Origin of the sequence: Apibacter sp. wkB309 (assembly GCF_002964915.1) — a bacterium.
In the GTDB taxonomy this organism is placed as follows: domain Bacteria; phylum Bacteroidota; class Bacteroidia; order Flavobacteriales; family Weeksellaceae; genus Apibacter.
In genome coordinates, this window is the sequence record NZ_PSZL01000007.1 from 25,213 (window position 1) to 41,949 (window position 16,737).

The window sequence follows — 16,737 nt, forward strand, 5'->3', positions numbered from 1 at the left end:
ATTTGCGAATATACGAAAAAAAAGTCTATCTTAAATGGACTTTAATTGTATAGTAAAACTAATTTATTGTATTACAATCAGCGATTTATAACTTTTAAAAAACTCGTATTTTAAAAAGTATAGATCAATAAAATTACCCTATATAGGAATTGTTATATCCTAAAATATTTCGTTAGCTTATAAGATTTAACAATTCATTTTTTTTATAAAAGGGGTGATATAAGTTTAGCTATGGAATTACCCAGATCCACCCAACGGTTTCGTTTTAACCATTCCTTATAGGAGACTTCCGTACTGTTTTCAATGTCTTCCATAAAAGCATCGTAAAGTTCTTGATTAATGGTTTCGCTGTAAACTAAGGCGCTTATTTCAAAATTTAAATCAAAGCTCCGCATATCCAAATTAGCTGATCCTATAACGGAAAGATTGGTGTCGGAAATTATGGTTTTAGCATGTACAAATCCTTTCGTATACCTGTAAATTCGAACCCCCGAGGCTAATAACTCTTTATAATAGGCGCACGAAGCTGCATTTACAATGATACTGTCCGATTTAAACGGAACCAAAATCCGAACGTCCACACCGCTTAGAGCTGCGTATTTTAAGGCATTAACAATAGTTTCATTAGGGATCAAGTACGGCGTCGTTAAATAAAGCCTCTTTCGGCTGGACATTATAATTCCGTTGTATACAAGCATTATAGTTGCTCGATCGCTATCCGGACCACTGGCGGCAATCTGCATAAGTTCGGGGTTTTCGTCTTTAGTGGTGATATCTTTAGACGCGTGAAAGTAGTCTTTGTCAAAAGGATCGACGTCATTTCCGGAACAAAAGTTCCAATCGGTTATGAAATTATATTGAAGTCCGTTCACCGCTTCTCCTTTCACCATAAAATGGGTATCACGCCAAAATAGTTTGCTGTTCGGGGTATTGATATATCGGTCGTCAACATTAATTCCACCAATAAAACCAACTTTAGAATCAATGATTATTATTTTACGGTGATTGCGGTAATTCATTCGGTTGGCAAAAGCATAAAGTTTAATTTTGTAAAAAGCAGCGGCTTGTACCCCGCCTTCACGCAATTCTTTTATCATTCTTTTGTTCAACGAATGGCTTCCAAAATCGTCGTAAATAAATCGTACGGTTACACCTTCTTTGGCTTTTTGTATTAAAATATCTTTAATTTCGTTTCCAATACGGTCATCAGCAAAAATATAATATTCAATATGGATATGTTTCGTTGCTTTTTTTAATTCTTCAATAACCTCTTTAAATTTATTTTCACCATTGATAAGCAATTTGGTATTGTCGGCTACATAAAGGGCAGAAGAAGTATCTTTTAATAACATTCTTATTGAGTGAGTTTTACCCTCCAGTAATTTATTGTATTTGTTGATTCTCTTTTCAGTATGTTCATTTATTTGATTTCTGAGAATCTGATAGAAGTTTCGATCGTGTGTATATTTTCTTTTATACAATTTTTCCAATCGGTAGTTCATCCCAATCGAAAAATATAATATTACCCCTATAATGGGAAGAATAATAACTATAAGTAAATACCCGATTGCTTTGGATGGGTTTTCCGTATTTTTGATTATTTTAAAGATGGTATAAATAATAACAAGTGTATAAAGAACAGCTCCTACTATTGAAAGATATTCAAAGTTTAAAGATTTAAACCATGCAATAAATTTATCCATATTTTTGAAACGAAAATTTTCTTATAAATTTAATTAATATAATTATTTAATATTTTTTAACATTTATAATTCAAATTTTGTAGTTTATAGGTTGTATGTTTGGTTGATACTAATTATTTTATGATAAATTGTATTTATAATACATCTAATTATATTAAAACAACATAGCTGATGGAGATGGTAGGCTATGTAAAAATTTTGGAGATAGGATGGAAATTAAATTCAAATAACATGATTGAAAGCGTATGATTTTATCCATTGCTATCAAATAGGTAAAAAGATTGATTATTTTATTTAGGGATCTAAATAAATTTTACATCCTAAAACTTATGTAAATAAGTTGTTTATATAGAAGCGGTAGTATCTTTTGTTTCGAGATAATCCCAATCGCCCTTTACTCTTAAAACTTGTTCGATCACATCTCTCACACAACCTTTTCCGCCTTTAGTAGGTGAAATATAGTCTGCAATGGAAAGAATTTCGGGACAAGCATCTTTGGGAGCTGCTCCAATTCCCACTTGGTTCATCACCTCATAATCGGGCAGGTCGTCTCCCATATATAAAACTTCATGAGGTTTCAATCCGTATTTGTAAAGGAAATCTTCCAAATCATCCCATTTATCTTTAGAATCAAGATAGATGTCAGTTATACCTAAATAGTTAAGTCGGCTCACTACAGAGGCATCCTTTCCTCCGGTGATTACGGCAATTTTATAACCTTTCTTTACAGCAAACTGTAAGGCAAACCCATCTTTAGTATTCATATTTCTTATCATTTCGTTATTAATGAGAATGATGGATCCGTCAGTCATAACTCCGTCTACATCAAAAACGAATGCACTAATATGATTGAGCTTTTCTTTATAATTTATCATGGTAAGTTTCTAAAATGGAATTAGTTAGTAAAGAATAAATTTGGTATAAATTCGAATCAGATTCTAAGATAGATAAATGTTTTTGAATAACCACTTGGTCATTTCTTTTTGCCGGTCCTGTTTGAGCGTCATACGGAGAAATGTCATCATTTATTTTTTCAAAAGTTTCCTTAATCAAAGGTTTTAAAATCTCAAAAGGTATGTCTTGTTTACGACAAATTTCATTGGCTATGTAAAGTAGATGATTAGTAAAATTGTTGGCCCATACCCCCGACATATGTATTTTCAATCGTTTTTCTGAATCAACAACATAGGCTTCATCAGAAATTCTTTTAGCCAAATTTAAAAGAATAGTTTCATCATCTTTATTTTCTGCTTCAATAAAAAAAGGAATTTTATCATATTCCAACGCTCTTTTTTTTGAAAAGGTTTGCAAAGGATAAAAGACTCCTTTTCTGTATTTACCCTTAAGCGCAGATAAGGGAATTGATCCGGAAGTATGGACAACTAAACAATCTTCAAATGGTACATAATAAGATATTTCGGAAATGGCCTTATCTGAAGTGCAGATAATATAGATGTCTGCCTTAACAATTTCTGAAATTTTATCTGTATAATTAATATTATAATCTTCTGCAAAATTTTGTGCTTTATCCAGAGTTCTGTTGAAAACCTGTACGATATTCACCGTATTTTCAAGTAAGGCTCTGGTTAAATGATAAGCAACATTTCCGGCCCCTAGAATTACAACATTTTTATGCATATTTTCATCATTAATTATTTCTTAATTCGGCATGAAACTGGGTTGAAAAACGATCTAACAACTTTTTCATAACCTTATCAATGTCTTGATCCGTAAGGGTTTTATTTTCATCTTGAAGGAAGAAATTCAATGCGTATGATTTTTTGCCTTCAGGTAGATTTTTGCCTTCATAAACATCAAAAAGATTTACGGATTGAAGCAATTTTTTTTCTGTTTCAAAGGCTGCTTTATATAAGTCAAAATATTTTATATCTTTATCCAGTAAAAGAGCTAAATCTCGGGTTGAGCCCGGAAATTTAGGGATTTCAGCTAATTTATAAGGTTTTTTCTTAGAGGCAAGATCCACCCATTTTTCCCATTCCAATTCTGCATAAAATACATTACCTTTTATTCCGAATTCTTTTAAAAGCTTAGGATTGATACTTCCTAATTTACCTAAAGAAGATCCGTTTACAAAAAGTTCGATGCCGTCTTTATACAGAGAAGAAGACTCTAACGGTTTTTCATCAATGGATATATTAAAACCGGTAAGTAATTGGCTTACAATTCCTTTTAAATGAAAAAAAGTAGAGGTATTTTGAGGAATAATCCAATTATTTTCCTGGAAATTTCCGAATAAAGCTACCGAAAGTTTTTTATTTTCAACATAAGTTCCTGCGGAATTTTTAAAATAAGTCTTTCCGAATTCATAAAACTTAATTTCTTTCTGATTACGATTGCTGTTAAACGATATACTTTGTAATACTCCATATACCAGGGATTGCCTCATTACACACAAATCTGTGCTTAAAGGGTTAACCAGTTCCACGTATTGATTGTTTTCATCTCTACGAGCCGTTAACGAATTATTGATGATTTCGTTAAAACCGTTATATTTTAATTGATTAGCAATCGTGTTTTCAATAAATTCTTCATCAAAGGCATTTTTATTTTCATAAGCAAACGAAAACTTTTCAGGAATATCAATTTGATTGTACCCATAGATTCGTGCAATTTCTTCAATAACATCTATTTCCCTCGTCACATCTACACGATAAGCCGGTACTATAAGATCCAAAACTTCGTTTGTATCGCTTATGATCGTAAACTCTAATGATTTTAAGATTTCTTTGATCTGTTCTCTATGGATTTTTTTTCCTAATATTCGATCGATTTTATGATACCTTAAAATAGTATTTACGTTTTTTATTGGATTGGGATATATATCTATCATTTCTCCAACAACGGTTGCATGGGTTAACTCTTTAAAAAGCTCACAGGCTTTTTTCAAAGCAATCAGGGTATAATTAGGGTCTACACCTCTTTCAAAACGGAAAGATGAATCGGTATTTAACCCTTCTTTTTTAGAGGTTTTTCTTATAGAAACCGGATCAAAGTAAGCAGCTTCTAAAAAAATATTTTTAGTTTCATTGGAAACTCCGGATTCTAATCCGCCATACACACCGGCTAAGCATAAAGGAGTATCCTGAGCGTCTTTTATAAGTAATTCGGAATCGGATAGATTTCTTTTTACTCCGTCTAATGTAGTAAACGTAGTTCCTTCCGGTACTGTTCCCACTTTTATTTTTTGACCGCCAATTTTATCGGCATCAAATGCATGAAGAGGAAGTCCGTAGGAATGTAATATATAATTAGTTATATCTACTGCATTATTTATAGGAGATAATCCTATGATTCTTAACTGGTTTTGTAACCAATCAGGAGAAGGTTTAATTTCAATATTTTTTAAATATATACCCGAATATCTAGGGCAGAGTTGCTGATTTTCTACCTCAACACTAATCGGATTTCCTTTGGCTTCATCCAATTTGAAATTTTCGAAAGTGATTGGTTGCAATTCAGCCTTGATTTTTCTGCTTTTAAGCGCCGCATATAAATCACGAGCTACCCCATAATGAGACATAGCATCCGTACGGTTAGGAGTAAGCCCTATTTCAATGCAATAATCCTTAGAAACATGGATCACCTCATTGAGCGGAGTACCCACTTTTAAATTAGTGTCAAGTACGAGTATGCCCTCATGGCTTTTGCCTAAGCCCAATTCATCTTCGGCACAAATCATTCCGAAAGATTCTTCCCCTCGTATTTTACTTTTCTTAATTTTAAATTCGCTTCCGTCTTCGGAATATAAAGTAGTACCAATAGTGGCTACGGGTACTTTTTGGCCTTTTTCAACATTAGGTGCCCCACAAACAATTTGAACGGTTTGATCCCCTAAGTTCACTTTAGTTAGTTTCAGTTTGTCTGCATTCGGGTGCTTTTCACATTCAATGACTTCACCGACAACTACACCTTTTAGACTGCCTTTGACAGATTCAATTTCTTCAACATCTTCCACTTCCAAACCTGTGTCTGTAAGTATGGAAGCTATTTTTTCAACAGATAAATCAGTCTTAATATATTTACATAACCAATTATAAGAAATTTTCATTGATTTTAACTATTTATATTAAAAAAATCTTATGTAAATAATTTATTTACATAAGAGCGAGAAAAGTGGTTTATATTTTAAAATTTATTTAGTTATTAAGCATAACAGGCATTACCAACATTAATATGTCTTCGTTCTCATCCAATCCGTCTGCAGGTTTAATAATTCCCGCACGATTGGGCGTGGACATTTCAAGGGTAATGTCTTCCGATGAAATGTTGTTAAGCATTTCATTTAAGAATTTGGAATTAAATCCTATTTTCAATTCTTCCCCATTGTAATCACAAGGAAGGCTCATATCCGCTTTATTAGAAAAATCAACATCTTCAGCGCTTAGCTTAAGTAAATTTCCATTTAAAGCTAAACGTACTTGCGAAGTTGATTTATTTGAGAAAAGGGCAGCTCTTTTTAGAGAGCTTAAAAATAATTGCCTGTTTATAGTCAATACGTTCGGATTCTCTTTAGGGATTACGGCATCGTAATTAGGATATTTACCGTCTATCAACCTACAAACCCATTGAGTTTCATTGTGAGTGAACCGAGCATTGGTTTCATTAAATTCAATAATAACCTCATCATCATATGCAATCAAGGCATTTTTCAATAGAGTAAGCGGTTTTTTGGGCATGATGAATTCTATATCTTCATTCGCAGAAACATCTTTACGAGTATATTTTACCAAGCGATGAGCATCGGTAGCTACAAATCGACATTCCGAATTGGTAAATTGGAATAATACCCCGGTCATCACGGGACGCATGGCATCATTACCGGTTGAAAATATAGTATTGGCAACCGCTTCTCCTAAAACGGAGGCTTTCATGGTTATAGACCTGTCAGTGTCTAATTCGGGTAAGGTAGGGTACTGGTCTACATCATCCAATGCTATGAAGTAGTTGTCTTTTTCATCCACAATTTCTAGTTGATTTCCTTCTTGAGAAAAGGAAAGCGGCTGTTCAGAAAAAGTTTTTACTGTATCGGTAAGCAGTTTTGAAGGAACCGCAATTTTTCCTTTATCTGTACTTTGAACTTCAATACTGGTTTTCATGGTTGTTTCACCATCAGATCCATAGATGGTTAATTTATCAGAATCCAGATCGAATAAAAAATTTTCCAATACAGGTAAAGATGAGTTTCCTCCGGTAACTCCACTTATTAATTGTAATGCTTTTAATAATTCTCCGCTTGAAACTATGAATTTCATATATGAATTTTTTCTTAATAGTTACAAAATTAGTTTTTTTCATTCTAAATCAAACTCTTTTTTTTTATTTTTTATTGAAAAAATCATATTATCTATTTTAAAATATATATAAATTATAAATTCTTTATGATATATTGTTTTATTTTTAGGGAATTAAATTTTTATAATTATAATAAAAAGATAATTTCTATTTTTAAAAATATTTAGAAAATTATTTTTTACTGTCAATTTTGTTATGATGAAAATTTAAACCGATCCCCCTGTTTTTAATTGATTTAGTAAAAGCTTGGATGTATGGTTTTATATCTTATTTTGTTTTCAAATCTTTGATTTTATTTAAAAATAATAATTGAATATATATAGTGTTTAAAGGAATAGGGGTCCATTTTGACTTTTAATTAAGTTAAAATGATTATATTTGCCAATTAAATTGAAGATTTATCCATTGGGGATGACCGGTTTTGACAGCAAGATCAATGGGTAAGTAAGCATGTCGAGTCACGTAAGGTAATCTCGTTAAACTTCCGTTACAAACTTATAACTGGCAACGAAGAATACGCTTTAGCTGCTTAATACGACCGAATTATAGTAAGTCCAAGCGATCTCCTTACCAGGTAAGGAAGCTAAATGTCTCTCAAAAGCCCTTCTCTGCGGCGTTTGGTTAAGAGGCACGGGAATGCGGAGATAGAACAGGACACGCATCGGGTTCTGTTCGAAAATTTAGATGATAAGCTGCTTGTGGGGTGTGAATTCTCAGCAATCAGCCGAAAATTAATAATTTACTAAGCATGTAGAAAGCTTGCGTATTGCTTGTTTGGACGAGGGTTCGAATCCCTCCATCTCCACATTTTAAACTCGCTTATATAGCGGGTTTTTTTGTTTTTTATGGTTTTTTTGGTAAGTTTTTCATCTTCGGGAATACTATTATTCTTAATTATTTTTTACATTTTTAAATAGATTCAATGAGACTCACTATTTTTTCATATTCATCAAGTTCTTTTTTATAATACCGAAAGAAGTAAGATTTGAAATTCACTTTTTGTTTAAAGAATAACTAATATTGATCCTATACTATACTTAAATTTTATACTTTTTAGATTGTATGATTAAAAAACATAGACATATAAAAATAATGATATTACTATCTCATAAACCATATAATTGGCTTTTTAAATATTATTTAATTGTATTTTGATAATGTTTGTATTCCTGAAAATATGTAAAATAAGCTTTTAAGAACAATAAGAATTTTTCTAAAAAACCGGTATATCAAAACGATTTTAAAATAATTAGGTTTAAGATTAAAAACTAAAAAAATTAATATAAAAATATATATGAAAAAGAAATAGTTATGCATATAGCTAAATAACTTTTGATTATATCCTTTATAATCCAACCTAGAATAATATTCTTTATTAATTAAGCTAAAACGAATAGCAAACAGAAAGTTCCTGAATTACCAGGAACTTTTTTGACTAAATAGTACAATATATTGAAATTTTCAAGGATTAACTTTAAGGCTTTTTAGGAAGTACTGCTTCTGATAGCACATTCACCACAGGTCGACTAGTTCCTGCTAAAATCTCATTAACAGCTTTCAACAAAGTCAGTTCTTCTTTAAGTTGAGGTGCCGATTGCTCAACTAGTTTAGCCGCAAGACCCGCTGCCGGTACTCCTTCCACCGTTTGCTCCAAACGATCCATTTCTTTCAGGGCATCTTTTGCGTTTTCACCTCTTCCTATACGTACCCCGTACACTTTATTTCTTCCCGATAATCCGGTAACTTCCAAGTCACCCACTCCGGGAAGTCCGAAGGCCGTTTCCATACGAGCACCCAAAGCTTGACCCAATAAAGACATCTCTTTAATAGCACGACTAAAAGTAGCTGCTTTTAAATTATGATGAGGAAACCCGGTGCCTTCTTCGAGTCCGTCAGCAATTCCCAGAGCTATGGCGTACACATTTTTCATGGGCGCACAGATTTCTACTCCGGTTTCATCATCGGTTGCTTCAATACAGTAAACCTCTGTTCTGGCTTCTCTTGCATATTTTCGTGAGACTTCAATATCCTTGCATCCGAAAATGGTAGCCGTGGGTTTACCATCTGCACACTCGTTGGCTTTTACCGGTCCGGCAATTGCAACGATAGGAGGGATTTGTATTCCTTTTTGTTTAGCTAGAGAGCGAATAGCTTCGGGAAGAAGTTGGATTTTTCCTTTCTCATCGGGACAGAATCCTTTAGAGGTTAACCAAAGTGCTTTTGCTTTGGATATTCCTTCTAATGCCATTTCGGTAACTTTAGGAACTCCTACTGAGGCAACCGACATCACCACGACATCTGCTCCGTCCAGAGCGTTTGGTAAATCTTTGGAACGAAAGAGTTTAACTCCTTTAGCAAGAGGTATTTGAGTTCTTGGATGAGGTTTGCCTGCTTCACAGGCATCCAATAAATGATCGTCGAGCCAGGTGCCCCATAACCTGACTTCCCAACCGGCTTTACTTACCGGTGTACATAAACCGGAGCCCATGGCTCCGGCGCCTAATATGGTGATTATTGCCATTTTTATTTATTTTACGATTTGTGATTTTAGTTTTTATAATTCTGATTTTGGTGATTCCGGCTTTGTTGAAGGGTATTTTTCCGACAACTCATAAAGTTGTTCAAAAATATTTTTTAGTTGCGGATATAGTTTATGCTGTATCTCGGCGACTTCTCTATATCTTTCTGATTGTGTTACATCCGGTTCAATAGTTTCTCCAAAATGTGCCATGTGTTTAGCTGCATGAGCGACGTTGTTGGATCCATGTGCGCCTATTCCTGCCATGGCAACAACGGAGGCTCCTAAGGCGGAAATTTCATCTTCAGAACAAATGGTAATGGGTAATCCCAGGGAATCGGCCATTATTTGACGCCATAATTGAGAACGAGTTCCCCCGCCCATGGCTCGAACCGATTTTAATTTAACACCGGTTCCTTTTTCAATGGATTCTAAATTAAATTTCATCTCAAAGCCAATGGATTCTAAAATAGAACGATACATATGCGCTTTGGAATGAGTTCCTCTCCAGCCTACCACCGCACCTCTTGCTACAGAATCCCAATAGGGACTTTGTACGGCATTCCAGTAAGGCAAGGTTACGAGTCCTTCACATCCCGGGGGAATATGAGAAGCTTCGTGATCCAACTTTGGATCTGGTTCTCCCAATAATTTAGGATCTCCCAAAGATTGCCGAAACCATCCCGCCAGATACGACCCCGAAGACTGTAAAATTTCGAAAACAAAATTTCCTTTAATTCCTGAAACATGAGTCCTGAATACGGGATCGCACCTGTATTCAGAACTTTCAACTCCCGCATTTACAGCTGTTCCTAAATTTAGAAAGGCAATATCAGGAGATACGGCTGCTGCACCTATTCCTGCTGCCTGACCATCTCCCAAACCTGCAATTACAGGTATTGGCTTAGACAGTTTCCATTCTGCAGCCAATTCCGGTTTTAATTCTTCCATAATTTCTCCGGGAGGAACTAAATCGGCCATTTGTTCGCGGGTTACTCCGGCTATTTGCAAAAGTTCATCGCTGTAATCAAATTTACGGATGTCCAATAATCCTAAGGAATCTGTTGCGGCTACTGATGAAATCCATTTACCGGTAAGGTTCCAAGTGATATAACCGTGTACTTCAACAACTTTAAACGCTTTTTTCAGTACCTCAGGTTCATTTTCTTTTAACCAAGCAATTTTATAGATACCGGGAGTTACGCCGGGTGGCTTACCTGAGAGATTATGGATATGTTGAGAGCCATAGGCTCTAATTTGTTTCGTTGCGCGACCGTCCAGCCAAAGAATTCCGTTACGTAGAGGCATTCCTTTTTCATCAAAAGGAGCAAAGCTTTCCCGTTGATGGGTTATTCCAATAGCCGATATTCGTTCTCTGTCTTTAGAAGATAATTTTGACAGAACTTCTCCTATACATTCTTTAGTAGTTTCCCACCATCGAATCGGATTATGTTCATAAAAATCCATGGCAGGAGTATGAAGTTGTATATTTCTTTTTGCAGTTTGCCAAACGTGTCCGTTTTCATCAACAATAATTGCTTTGGAGGAAGTGGTTGAGGAGTCAATGGCAATTACTAAAGGACCGTCTTTTGCTTTTTTTGTGTCCATAGTTTATAATTTTTTTGTGGTTTTAGTTTAATTGAAAGTCAATCAAACAAATATATTTACTAAATCGAAAGTAAGCAAGAGTTAAACGAAACTTTTTTTATAACATTCAATTGTTTAAAATGCAAATCGAAAGTAAGTCGTTCTAAGAAAAGAATTTTTTAAAATTATGACTCATAGGCATGATTTTATAGAGTAAAAAATATAAAAAAAATAGGTTTAAAATCTTAATATATTTTTAAAAAATGAACAATCAGCCGCCAATCATTTTCTTTATATGGTTTAATTTCATTAAAGCTTCTAAAGGAGTCAACGCATTGATGTCAGTTTTTACTATTTCTTCACGAATATTTTCTAAAATTGGATCGTCCAATTGAAAAAAACTTAATTGCATATTTTCATCGGTAGATGTTTTTGCTTTATCTTTCCGCTCCTTTTTAGAACTGTTATTTTCCAAAGTCTTTAAAATTTGCTCGGCACGTTGAGTTACTATTTCGGGCATTCCTGCCAGTTTAGCTACATGTATACCGAAACTGTGCTCGCTTCCTCCCGGAATTAATTTTCTAAGAAATACTATCGTTCCATTGACTTCTTTGATGCTAACATTGAAATTTTTAATTCTTGAAAATGACTCCGTCATTTCGTTTAGTTCGTGATAATGTGTAGCAAAAAGCGTTTTAGGATGTGTGGGATGTTCATGAAGATATTCTGCAATTGCCCAGGCTATGGAAACGCCATCGTATGTACTGGTTCCTCGGCCTATTTCGTCAAGCAATATTAAGCTGCGATCCGAAATATTATTTAGAATACTTGCCGTTTCATTCATTTCAACCATAAAGGTTGATTCCCCTTTTGATAAATTATCAGAAGCTCCTACACGAGTAAATATTTTATCCACAATACCCAGCGTTGCCCCCTTAGCAGGAACATAGCTTCCAATTTGAGCCATGAGAACAATCAAAGCCGTTTGTCTGAGCAATGCGGATTTTCCTGCCATATTAGGACCTGTAATCATGAGTATTTGCTGCTTTTCGTCATCCATATAGACCGAATTCGCTATATAGGACTCTCCTAAAGGCAATTGTTTTTCAATGACGGGATGTCTTCCGTCTTTTATGTCGATGACTTTAGAATCTGTTAATTTAGGATGTGTATAAGAGTTTTCTTGCGCTGTTTCTGCAAAAGAAAGTAAGGTATCGATGGTAGCAATTTTGGAAGTATTATGCTGGATATCCGTAAGACTGTTTTTGATTTGTAAACAAAGACTTTTGAAAAGTTCAGATTCCAATATTCCTATTTTTTCTTCAGCGCCTAAAATTTGGCTTTCATATTCCTTTAATTCTTCTGTAATATATCTTTCGGCATTAACCAATGTTTGTTTTCTGATCCAATCGGTAGGAACTTTATCTTTATGGGTGTTTCTAACTTCCAAATAATAGCCGAACACATTATTAAAATCAATTTTTAGGCTGGGAATACCGGTTTTTTCAGATTCTCTAATACATAAATTGTCTAGATATTCTTTGCCATGATTTTTTAGATTACGCAATACATCCAATTCTTCGGAAATTCCTTCTTTTATTACGTTTCCTTTTGACAAAATAACTGGTAACTCATCATTTAATTGCTTTTGCAATAAGGATACAACCTCTTCTAAATTTTTAAATTCTCCAAAATTAGTAAAGGTTGGATGATTTTTTTCTTTTAAGATTTTTTCGATTTTTAAGTAATTAATCAAAGAATCCTTTAAATACCCTAATTCTTTAGGTGATATACGTTCACCGGCTAATTTACCTAGAAGTCTTTCTACATCGGATATCCCTTTAAGCAATTCTCGGATCTCATAAGCTATTTCGGAAAATTCTAAGAAGAACTCTACTACTTCCAACCTCCTTTGAATTACGGATATTTCTTTTAAAGGAGTGAGAATCCATCGGCGTAACATTCTCCCTCCCATATTGGTATGCGTTTTATCTAATATTTTTAAAAGGGAAACCGATTGGGATTCAGTTGTATGGATTAATTCTAAATTTTTGATGGTAAAATCGTCCATCCACACAAAAGTGTCTTGTGATAATCGCTGAATATTGGTTATATGGTCCAATAATTTATGATGAGTATCTTCAACTAAATAAGCAAAAACCGCACCTGCTGCAGTGATCGCCAGTTTCATTGATTCTATACCAAAACCTTTTAAAGAATTGGTTTTAAAATGTGAAGTTAACTTATCGTACGAATAATCATATTGAAATGCCCAATCTTCTAATTGAAATGAATAGGCTTGATGATCAAAGGGTAAAGGATGTCTTCGTTGATGGATTATTTCGGTCGGCTTAAAATTATCGATAAGATGTCGAAGTTTGTGTTCATCTCCTTCAGAAATCAGGAATTCTCCGGTGGAAATGTCCAATAATGCCATACCATATAAATTTTTTTCCTGATGAACGGATAATAAAAAGTTATTACTTTTTGCTTCTAAAACCTTATCATTAAAAGTTACGCCCGGGGTAACCAATTCCGTAACTCCACGTTTTACAATGCCTTTTGCCATGGAGGGATCTTCTAATTGATCACAAATAGCAACTCTAAGACCCGAACGTACTAATTTGGGTAGATAAACATCTATTGAATGATGAGGAAAACCGGCCAACTCAATATGACTTGCTTGTCCGTTTGCTCTTTTTGTAAGTACAATTCCTAAAATTTTGGAAGCTTTAACCGCATCTTCACCAAATGTTTCATAAAAATCTCCAACTCGAAACAGCAACATAGCATCCGGATATCGGGCTTTTATACTGTTGTATTGCTTCATCAAAGGAGTTTCTTTTGTCTTACCCATTGCTTTCGAAGGTTATAGTAGGTATTAATTTACATGAATTTGCTAAATTAGTATTTATTAATGGTTTTTAAAAATGCTCAATGGGTTAACGTATTTCATTTCTGATAGGATTTACACTTTTTAATTGTGAAATTGTAATTCCTATCCTAAAATTTAATAAAAATGTTTTAAAAAATAAAATTAAGAAAGTTATTTAAATAGTTAAGTTTTTAATTATAGAGATTATATAAAATCAATATATTTTTTAGCCTTTTCTTCGATTGGTTCATGGGCAGCTTTATTATTTTTTAAATAAACTATTGACGAAAAAAAAACAAATTAACTTTCAATTTTTTTGACTAAATTAACGTAAAGGCCAATGCTTCTTAAATTTATTGATACGTTCCGTAGATTTTATTAAAATGGAATCGATATTAAATACATCTGGATGTGATCAGACTTACCGGAAGACTAACGAATATCAACAAGGCATAATTATCTCCCATGAAGAAAGCATAAATTAAAATCCAGAACAAAAGATAAAAAACTAAAATAGTATGCTGCGAAGAAATCTTTAAATCTTCGGAAATATTTTTATTTGAATATTGACTAATCCATCCTAAAATTAATACAACAAGAAGTATTAATAAAATAGGAATTTGATATTCAAAATGAAATGTTGGAATGGTTAATTGATTGATCCAATTAGTAATATATGAAAAAGAATCGGTAATAAATGTTATTTCAAGAGTAAGTATAACGGTTACCAATACACCTGCTATATACTGGGATATGTTTATTTTTTCCTTATAATATACAATAGTCATGAATAAAAATAAAAAAACTATAGAAATAGTGGGAAAATATAATAAGCTGGCTATAGAAGCGAACATTCCAATATTAAAATATTTCAATTGAGAAGATTTGCTGAAAATATCTAACAATAATAAAAGCGCCATAGAAAGCAGTAAGTAAGAAAGACCTATAGGTAAATTTATAAATTCTTCACAAGAAGGAATAAATAAAAGATTATAAATGGCCAACGCCCAAATTTTCCTTTTTTTCTTAAATTTTGAATATAAAATCGTAACCGTATTTAAAACATATGACAATGAACTAACAACAATTATCTCCCACAATTTTATAATAGATGTAACGTGTAAATTAAGATAATAAATAAATACTCCTAAAAAAATGATCCACAGGCCAAAAACGGGAAAAAAATATTTGATAGAAGTAGAGTTCGAGTACATTTTTTTATATATTTGTTACAAAAATATAAATAAAAACCTATTAAATCATGACAGAATTAATACTAGGTATCGGCAAATTATTTACATGGTCTTACAAAATTTTACCTGTCATTGGACATTTTGTTGATTGGTTGTATGTGGCTATTCTTTCTTTATTTCTTTTGTATTGGTGTAAAAGAATTATTGGTTTTACACAGAAAGACCATAAATATGATGGAGATCATTTGTAATTTTTGTCTTTAAAAACCAGTATCTTATCCATTTAGTCGCTCTTATGAGATTTTTTTCAATTATCTTGACCTTTTTGGTAATTACGGTTGCCTGTAAGAAAAATAAGGTCAAAGAATCAGAAAAAAAATCTTATCCTGGCATTGAATCCAAAGATTTTCTATCCGCTAATTCCGATACTGTTACCATTACTGCAGTGGGAGATATTATGTTAGGAAGCAACTATCCTTCAGCCTCTTTCTTGCCGGGTGTCAATATATTAGAAGGAATAGTTCCTGTACTTAAAGAAAAAACAGATTTGATTGTCGGTAACTTAGAAGGTACTTTATTCGATTCCGGAGGAAAACCAAAAAAATGTTCCGATCCGAATTTTTGCTTTGTGTTCAGATCTCCGTTTGCGTATGGAAACTATTTAAAGGAAGCCGGATTTGACTTTTTAAGTATAGCAAATAATCACAGTAATGATTTTGGTTCTTTTGGAAGAAATGCAACCGAAAAAAATTTAAAAAATCTAGGTATTCAATATGCCGGTGTATTGAAACATTGTGAATATGCTATTAAAGAGAAAAATGGAATAAGATATGCTTTTATAGGAGCCGGACACAGTCCGGGTTTAATAAGTTCGGTTCATTACGCAGATATTAAAAGAGTCATTAAAGAAGTGCGTTCTAAAGCTGATATAGTTATTGTTATGTTTCATGGAGGAGGAGAGGGGGCATCTTATCAGCATATACCTTTTAAAAATGAATTTTATGCCGGGGAAAATCGAGGGAATGTCGTAGAATTTGCCCATGTTTGCATTGATGCGGGAGCAGATCTTATTTTAGGAAGCGGACCCCATGTTGCCAGGGCCGTTGAACTCTATAATAATAAATTTATTGCTTACAGTTTAGGCAATTTTGCCACGTATGGAAAGATTACGTTAACCGGACCCAATGGCAATGCTCCTATTTTGAAAATTAAAACGGATACTAAAGGTAATTTTATTTCTTGTCGTGTTATATCCGTCATTCAAAGTAAAGGATCCAAAAAAGGACCTGAAATCGATACTAATCACAAAGCGTATAATTATATTAAATATTTAACCTATACAGACTTTCCTAATAATCATTTTGTTTTCTCTCCATCAGGTGAAATTAAGATTAATAAGCGATAATTTAATTTCATTTTTTGCGATATATTATAAGGTACAATCAGCTATTTTGATTATTCTTTAAAAAATATTTTTAATTATTAAATTTTAATAATCAAGGTATTTTAAATGCCTGCAAAATTCTTTAAATACATTTATATATTTGA

Annotated in this window: 11 protein-coding genes and 1 other RNA gene; 3 read left to right on the forward strand and 9 right to left on the reverse strand. The window is 33.1% G+C overall.

Annotation, left to right across the window (positions count from 1 at the left end):
- Positions 1 to 203 precede the first annotated feature (203 nt).
- The 5 genes from cls to dnaN all read right to left on the reverse strand — a co-directional run bounded on the left by cls (position 204) and on the right by dnaN (position 6,976).
- The gene (gene cls / locus C4S75_RS05390) at positions 204 to 1,703 is read right to left on the reverse strand and encodes a cardiolipin synthase (protein WP_105297305.1); all 1,500 of its coding nucleotides are present in this window, start codon (positions 1,701 to 1,703) and stop codon (positions 204 to 206) included.
- Between the two features lie 344 nt (positions 1,704 to 2,047).
- The gene (locus C4S75_RS05395) at positions 2,048 to 2,575 is read right to left on the reverse strand and encodes an HAD family hydrolase (protein WP_105297328.1); all 528 of its coding nucleotides are present in this window, start codon (positions 2,573 to 2,575) and stop codon (positions 2,048 to 2,050) included.
- Positions 2,565 to 3,341, reverse strand: coding sequence for a Rossmann-like and DUF2520 domain-containing protein (locus C4S75_RS05400; RefSeq protein ID WP_105297306.1), 777 nt, complete (start codon positions 3,339 to 3,341; stop codon positions 2,565 to 2,567). The genes C4S75_RS05395 and C4S75_RS05400 overlap by 11 nt, the downstream gene beginning before the upstream one ends.
- A gap of 10 nt (positions 3,342 to 3,351) precedes the next feature.
- The gene (gene pheT / locus C4S75_RS05405; RefSeq protein WP_105297307.1) at positions 3,352 to 5,772 is read right to left on the reverse strand and encodes a phenylalanine--tRNA ligase subunit beta; all 2,421 of its coding nucleotides are present in this window, start codon (positions 5,770 to 5,772) and stop codon (positions 3,352 to 3,354) included.
- Between the two features lie 88 nt (positions 5,773 to 5,860).
- Positions 5,861 to 6,976 carry a DNA polymerase III subunit beta gene (dnaN, locus tag C4S75_RS05410; protein ID WP_105297308.1) on the reverse strand — a complete coding sequence of 372 codons (1,116 nt, stop codon included), beginning with the start codon at positions 6,974 to 6,976 and terminating at the stop codon, positions 5,861 to 5,863.
- Between the two features lie 447 nt (positions 6,977 to 7,423).
- Here dnaN and ssrA point away from each other — a divergent pair.
- Positions 7,424 to 7,824: a transfer-messenger RNA gene (gene ssrA, locus C4S75_RS05415) on the forward strand.
- A gap of 666 nt (positions 7,825 to 8,490) precedes the next feature.
- Here ssrA and C4S75_RS05420 read toward each other — a convergent pair.
- The 4 genes from C4S75_RS05420 to C4S75_RS05435 form a co-directional block, all read right to left on the reverse strand.
- Positions 8,491 to 9,537, reverse strand: a complete 1,047-nt coding sequence (locus tag C4S75_RS05420; RefSeq protein ID WP_105297309.1) for a glycerol-3-phosphate dehydrogenase — start codon at positions 9,535 to 9,537, stop codon at positions 8,491 to 8,493.
- A 33-nt stretch (positions 9,538 to 9,570) separates the two neighbouring features.
- A complete protein-coding gene (locus tag C4S75_RS05425; protein WP_105297310.1) occupies positions 9,571 to 11,142 on the reverse strand; it encodes an FGGY-family carbohydrate kinase in 1,572 nt (523 codons plus the stop codon).
- Positions 11,143 to 11,392: 250 nt separating this feature from the next.
- Complete coding sequence (mutS, locus tag C4S75_RS05430) at positions 11,393 to 13,978, reverse strand: DNA mismatch repair protein MutS (protein ID WP_105297311.1); 2,586 nt, start codon at positions 13,976 to 13,978, stop codon at positions 11,393 to 11,395.
- A gap of 413 nt (positions 13,979 to 14,391) precedes the next feature.
- Complete coding sequence (locus C4S75_RS05435; protein WP_105297312.1) at positions 14,392 to 15,210, reverse strand: DUF6427 family protein; 819 nt, start codon at positions 15,208 to 15,210, stop codon at positions 14,392 to 14,394.
- Between the two features lie 47 nt (positions 15,211 to 15,257).
- Here C4S75_RS05435 and C4S75_RS05440 point away from each other — a divergent pair, with 47 nt between their 5' ends.
- Together C4S75_RS05440 and C4S75_RS05445 are read left to right on the forward strand one after the other, a co-directional pair.
- Positions 15,258 to 15,440 carry a hypothetical protein gene (locus C4S75_RS05440; protein WP_105297313.1) on the forward strand — a complete coding sequence of 61 codons (183 nt, stop codon included), beginning with the start codon at positions 15,258 to 15,260 and terminating at the stop codon, positions 15,438 to 15,440.
- A 44-nt stretch (positions 15,441 to 15,484) separates the two neighbouring features.
- On the forward strand, positions 15,485 to 16,594 hold the full coding sequence (locus tag C4S75_RS05445) for a CapA family protein (protein ID WP_105297314.1): 1,110 nt from the start codon (positions 15,485 to 15,487) through the stop codon (positions 16,592 to 16,594).
- Positions 16,595 to 16,737: the final 143 nt, after the last annotated feature.

What these genes read in the sequence shown, in the direction of transcription:
- cls (WP_105297305.1), bottom strand. Translation starts at nt 1,703, where the DNA reads ATGGATAAATTTATTGCATGGTTTAAATCTTTAAACTTTGAATATCTT.
- C4S75_RS05400 (WP_105297306.1), bottom strand. Translation starts at nt 3,341, where the DNA reads ATGCATAAAAATGTTGTAATTCTAGGGGCCGGAAATGTTGCTTATCAT.
- pheT (WP_105297307.1), bottom strand. Translation starts at nt 5,772, where the DNA reads ATGAAAATTTCTTATAATTGGTTATGTAAATATATTAAGACTGATTTA.
- dnaN (WP_105297308.1), bottom strand. Translation starts at nt 6,976, where the DNA reads ATGAAATTCATAGTTTCAAGCGGAGAATTATTAAAAGCATTACAATTA.
- C4S75_RS05420 (WP_105297309.1), bottom strand. Translation starts at nt 9,537, where the DNA reads ATGGCAATAATCACCATATTAGGCGCCGGAGCCATGGGCTCCGGTTTA.
- C4S75_RS05425 (WP_105297310.1), bottom strand. Translation starts at nt 11,142, where the DNA reads ATGGACACAAAAAAAGCAAAAGACGGTCCTTTAGTAATTGCCATTGAC.
- mutS (WP_105297311.1), bottom strand. Translation starts at nt 13,978, where the DNA reads ATGGGTAAGACAAAAGAAACTCCTTTGATGAAGCAATACAACAGTATA.
- C4S75_RS05435 (WP_105297312.1), bottom strand. Translation starts at nt 15,210, where the DNA reads ATGTACTCGAACTCTACTTCTATCAAATATTTTTTTCCCGTTTTTGGC.
- C4S75_RS05440 (WP_105297313.1), top strand. Translation starts at nt 15,258, where the DNA reads ATGACAGAATTAATACTAGGTATCGGCAAATTATTTACATGGTCTTAC.
- C4S75_RS05445 (WP_105297314.1), top strand. Translation starts at nt 15,485, where the DNA reads ATGAGATTTTTTTCAATTATCTTGACCTTTTTGGTAATTACGGTTGCC.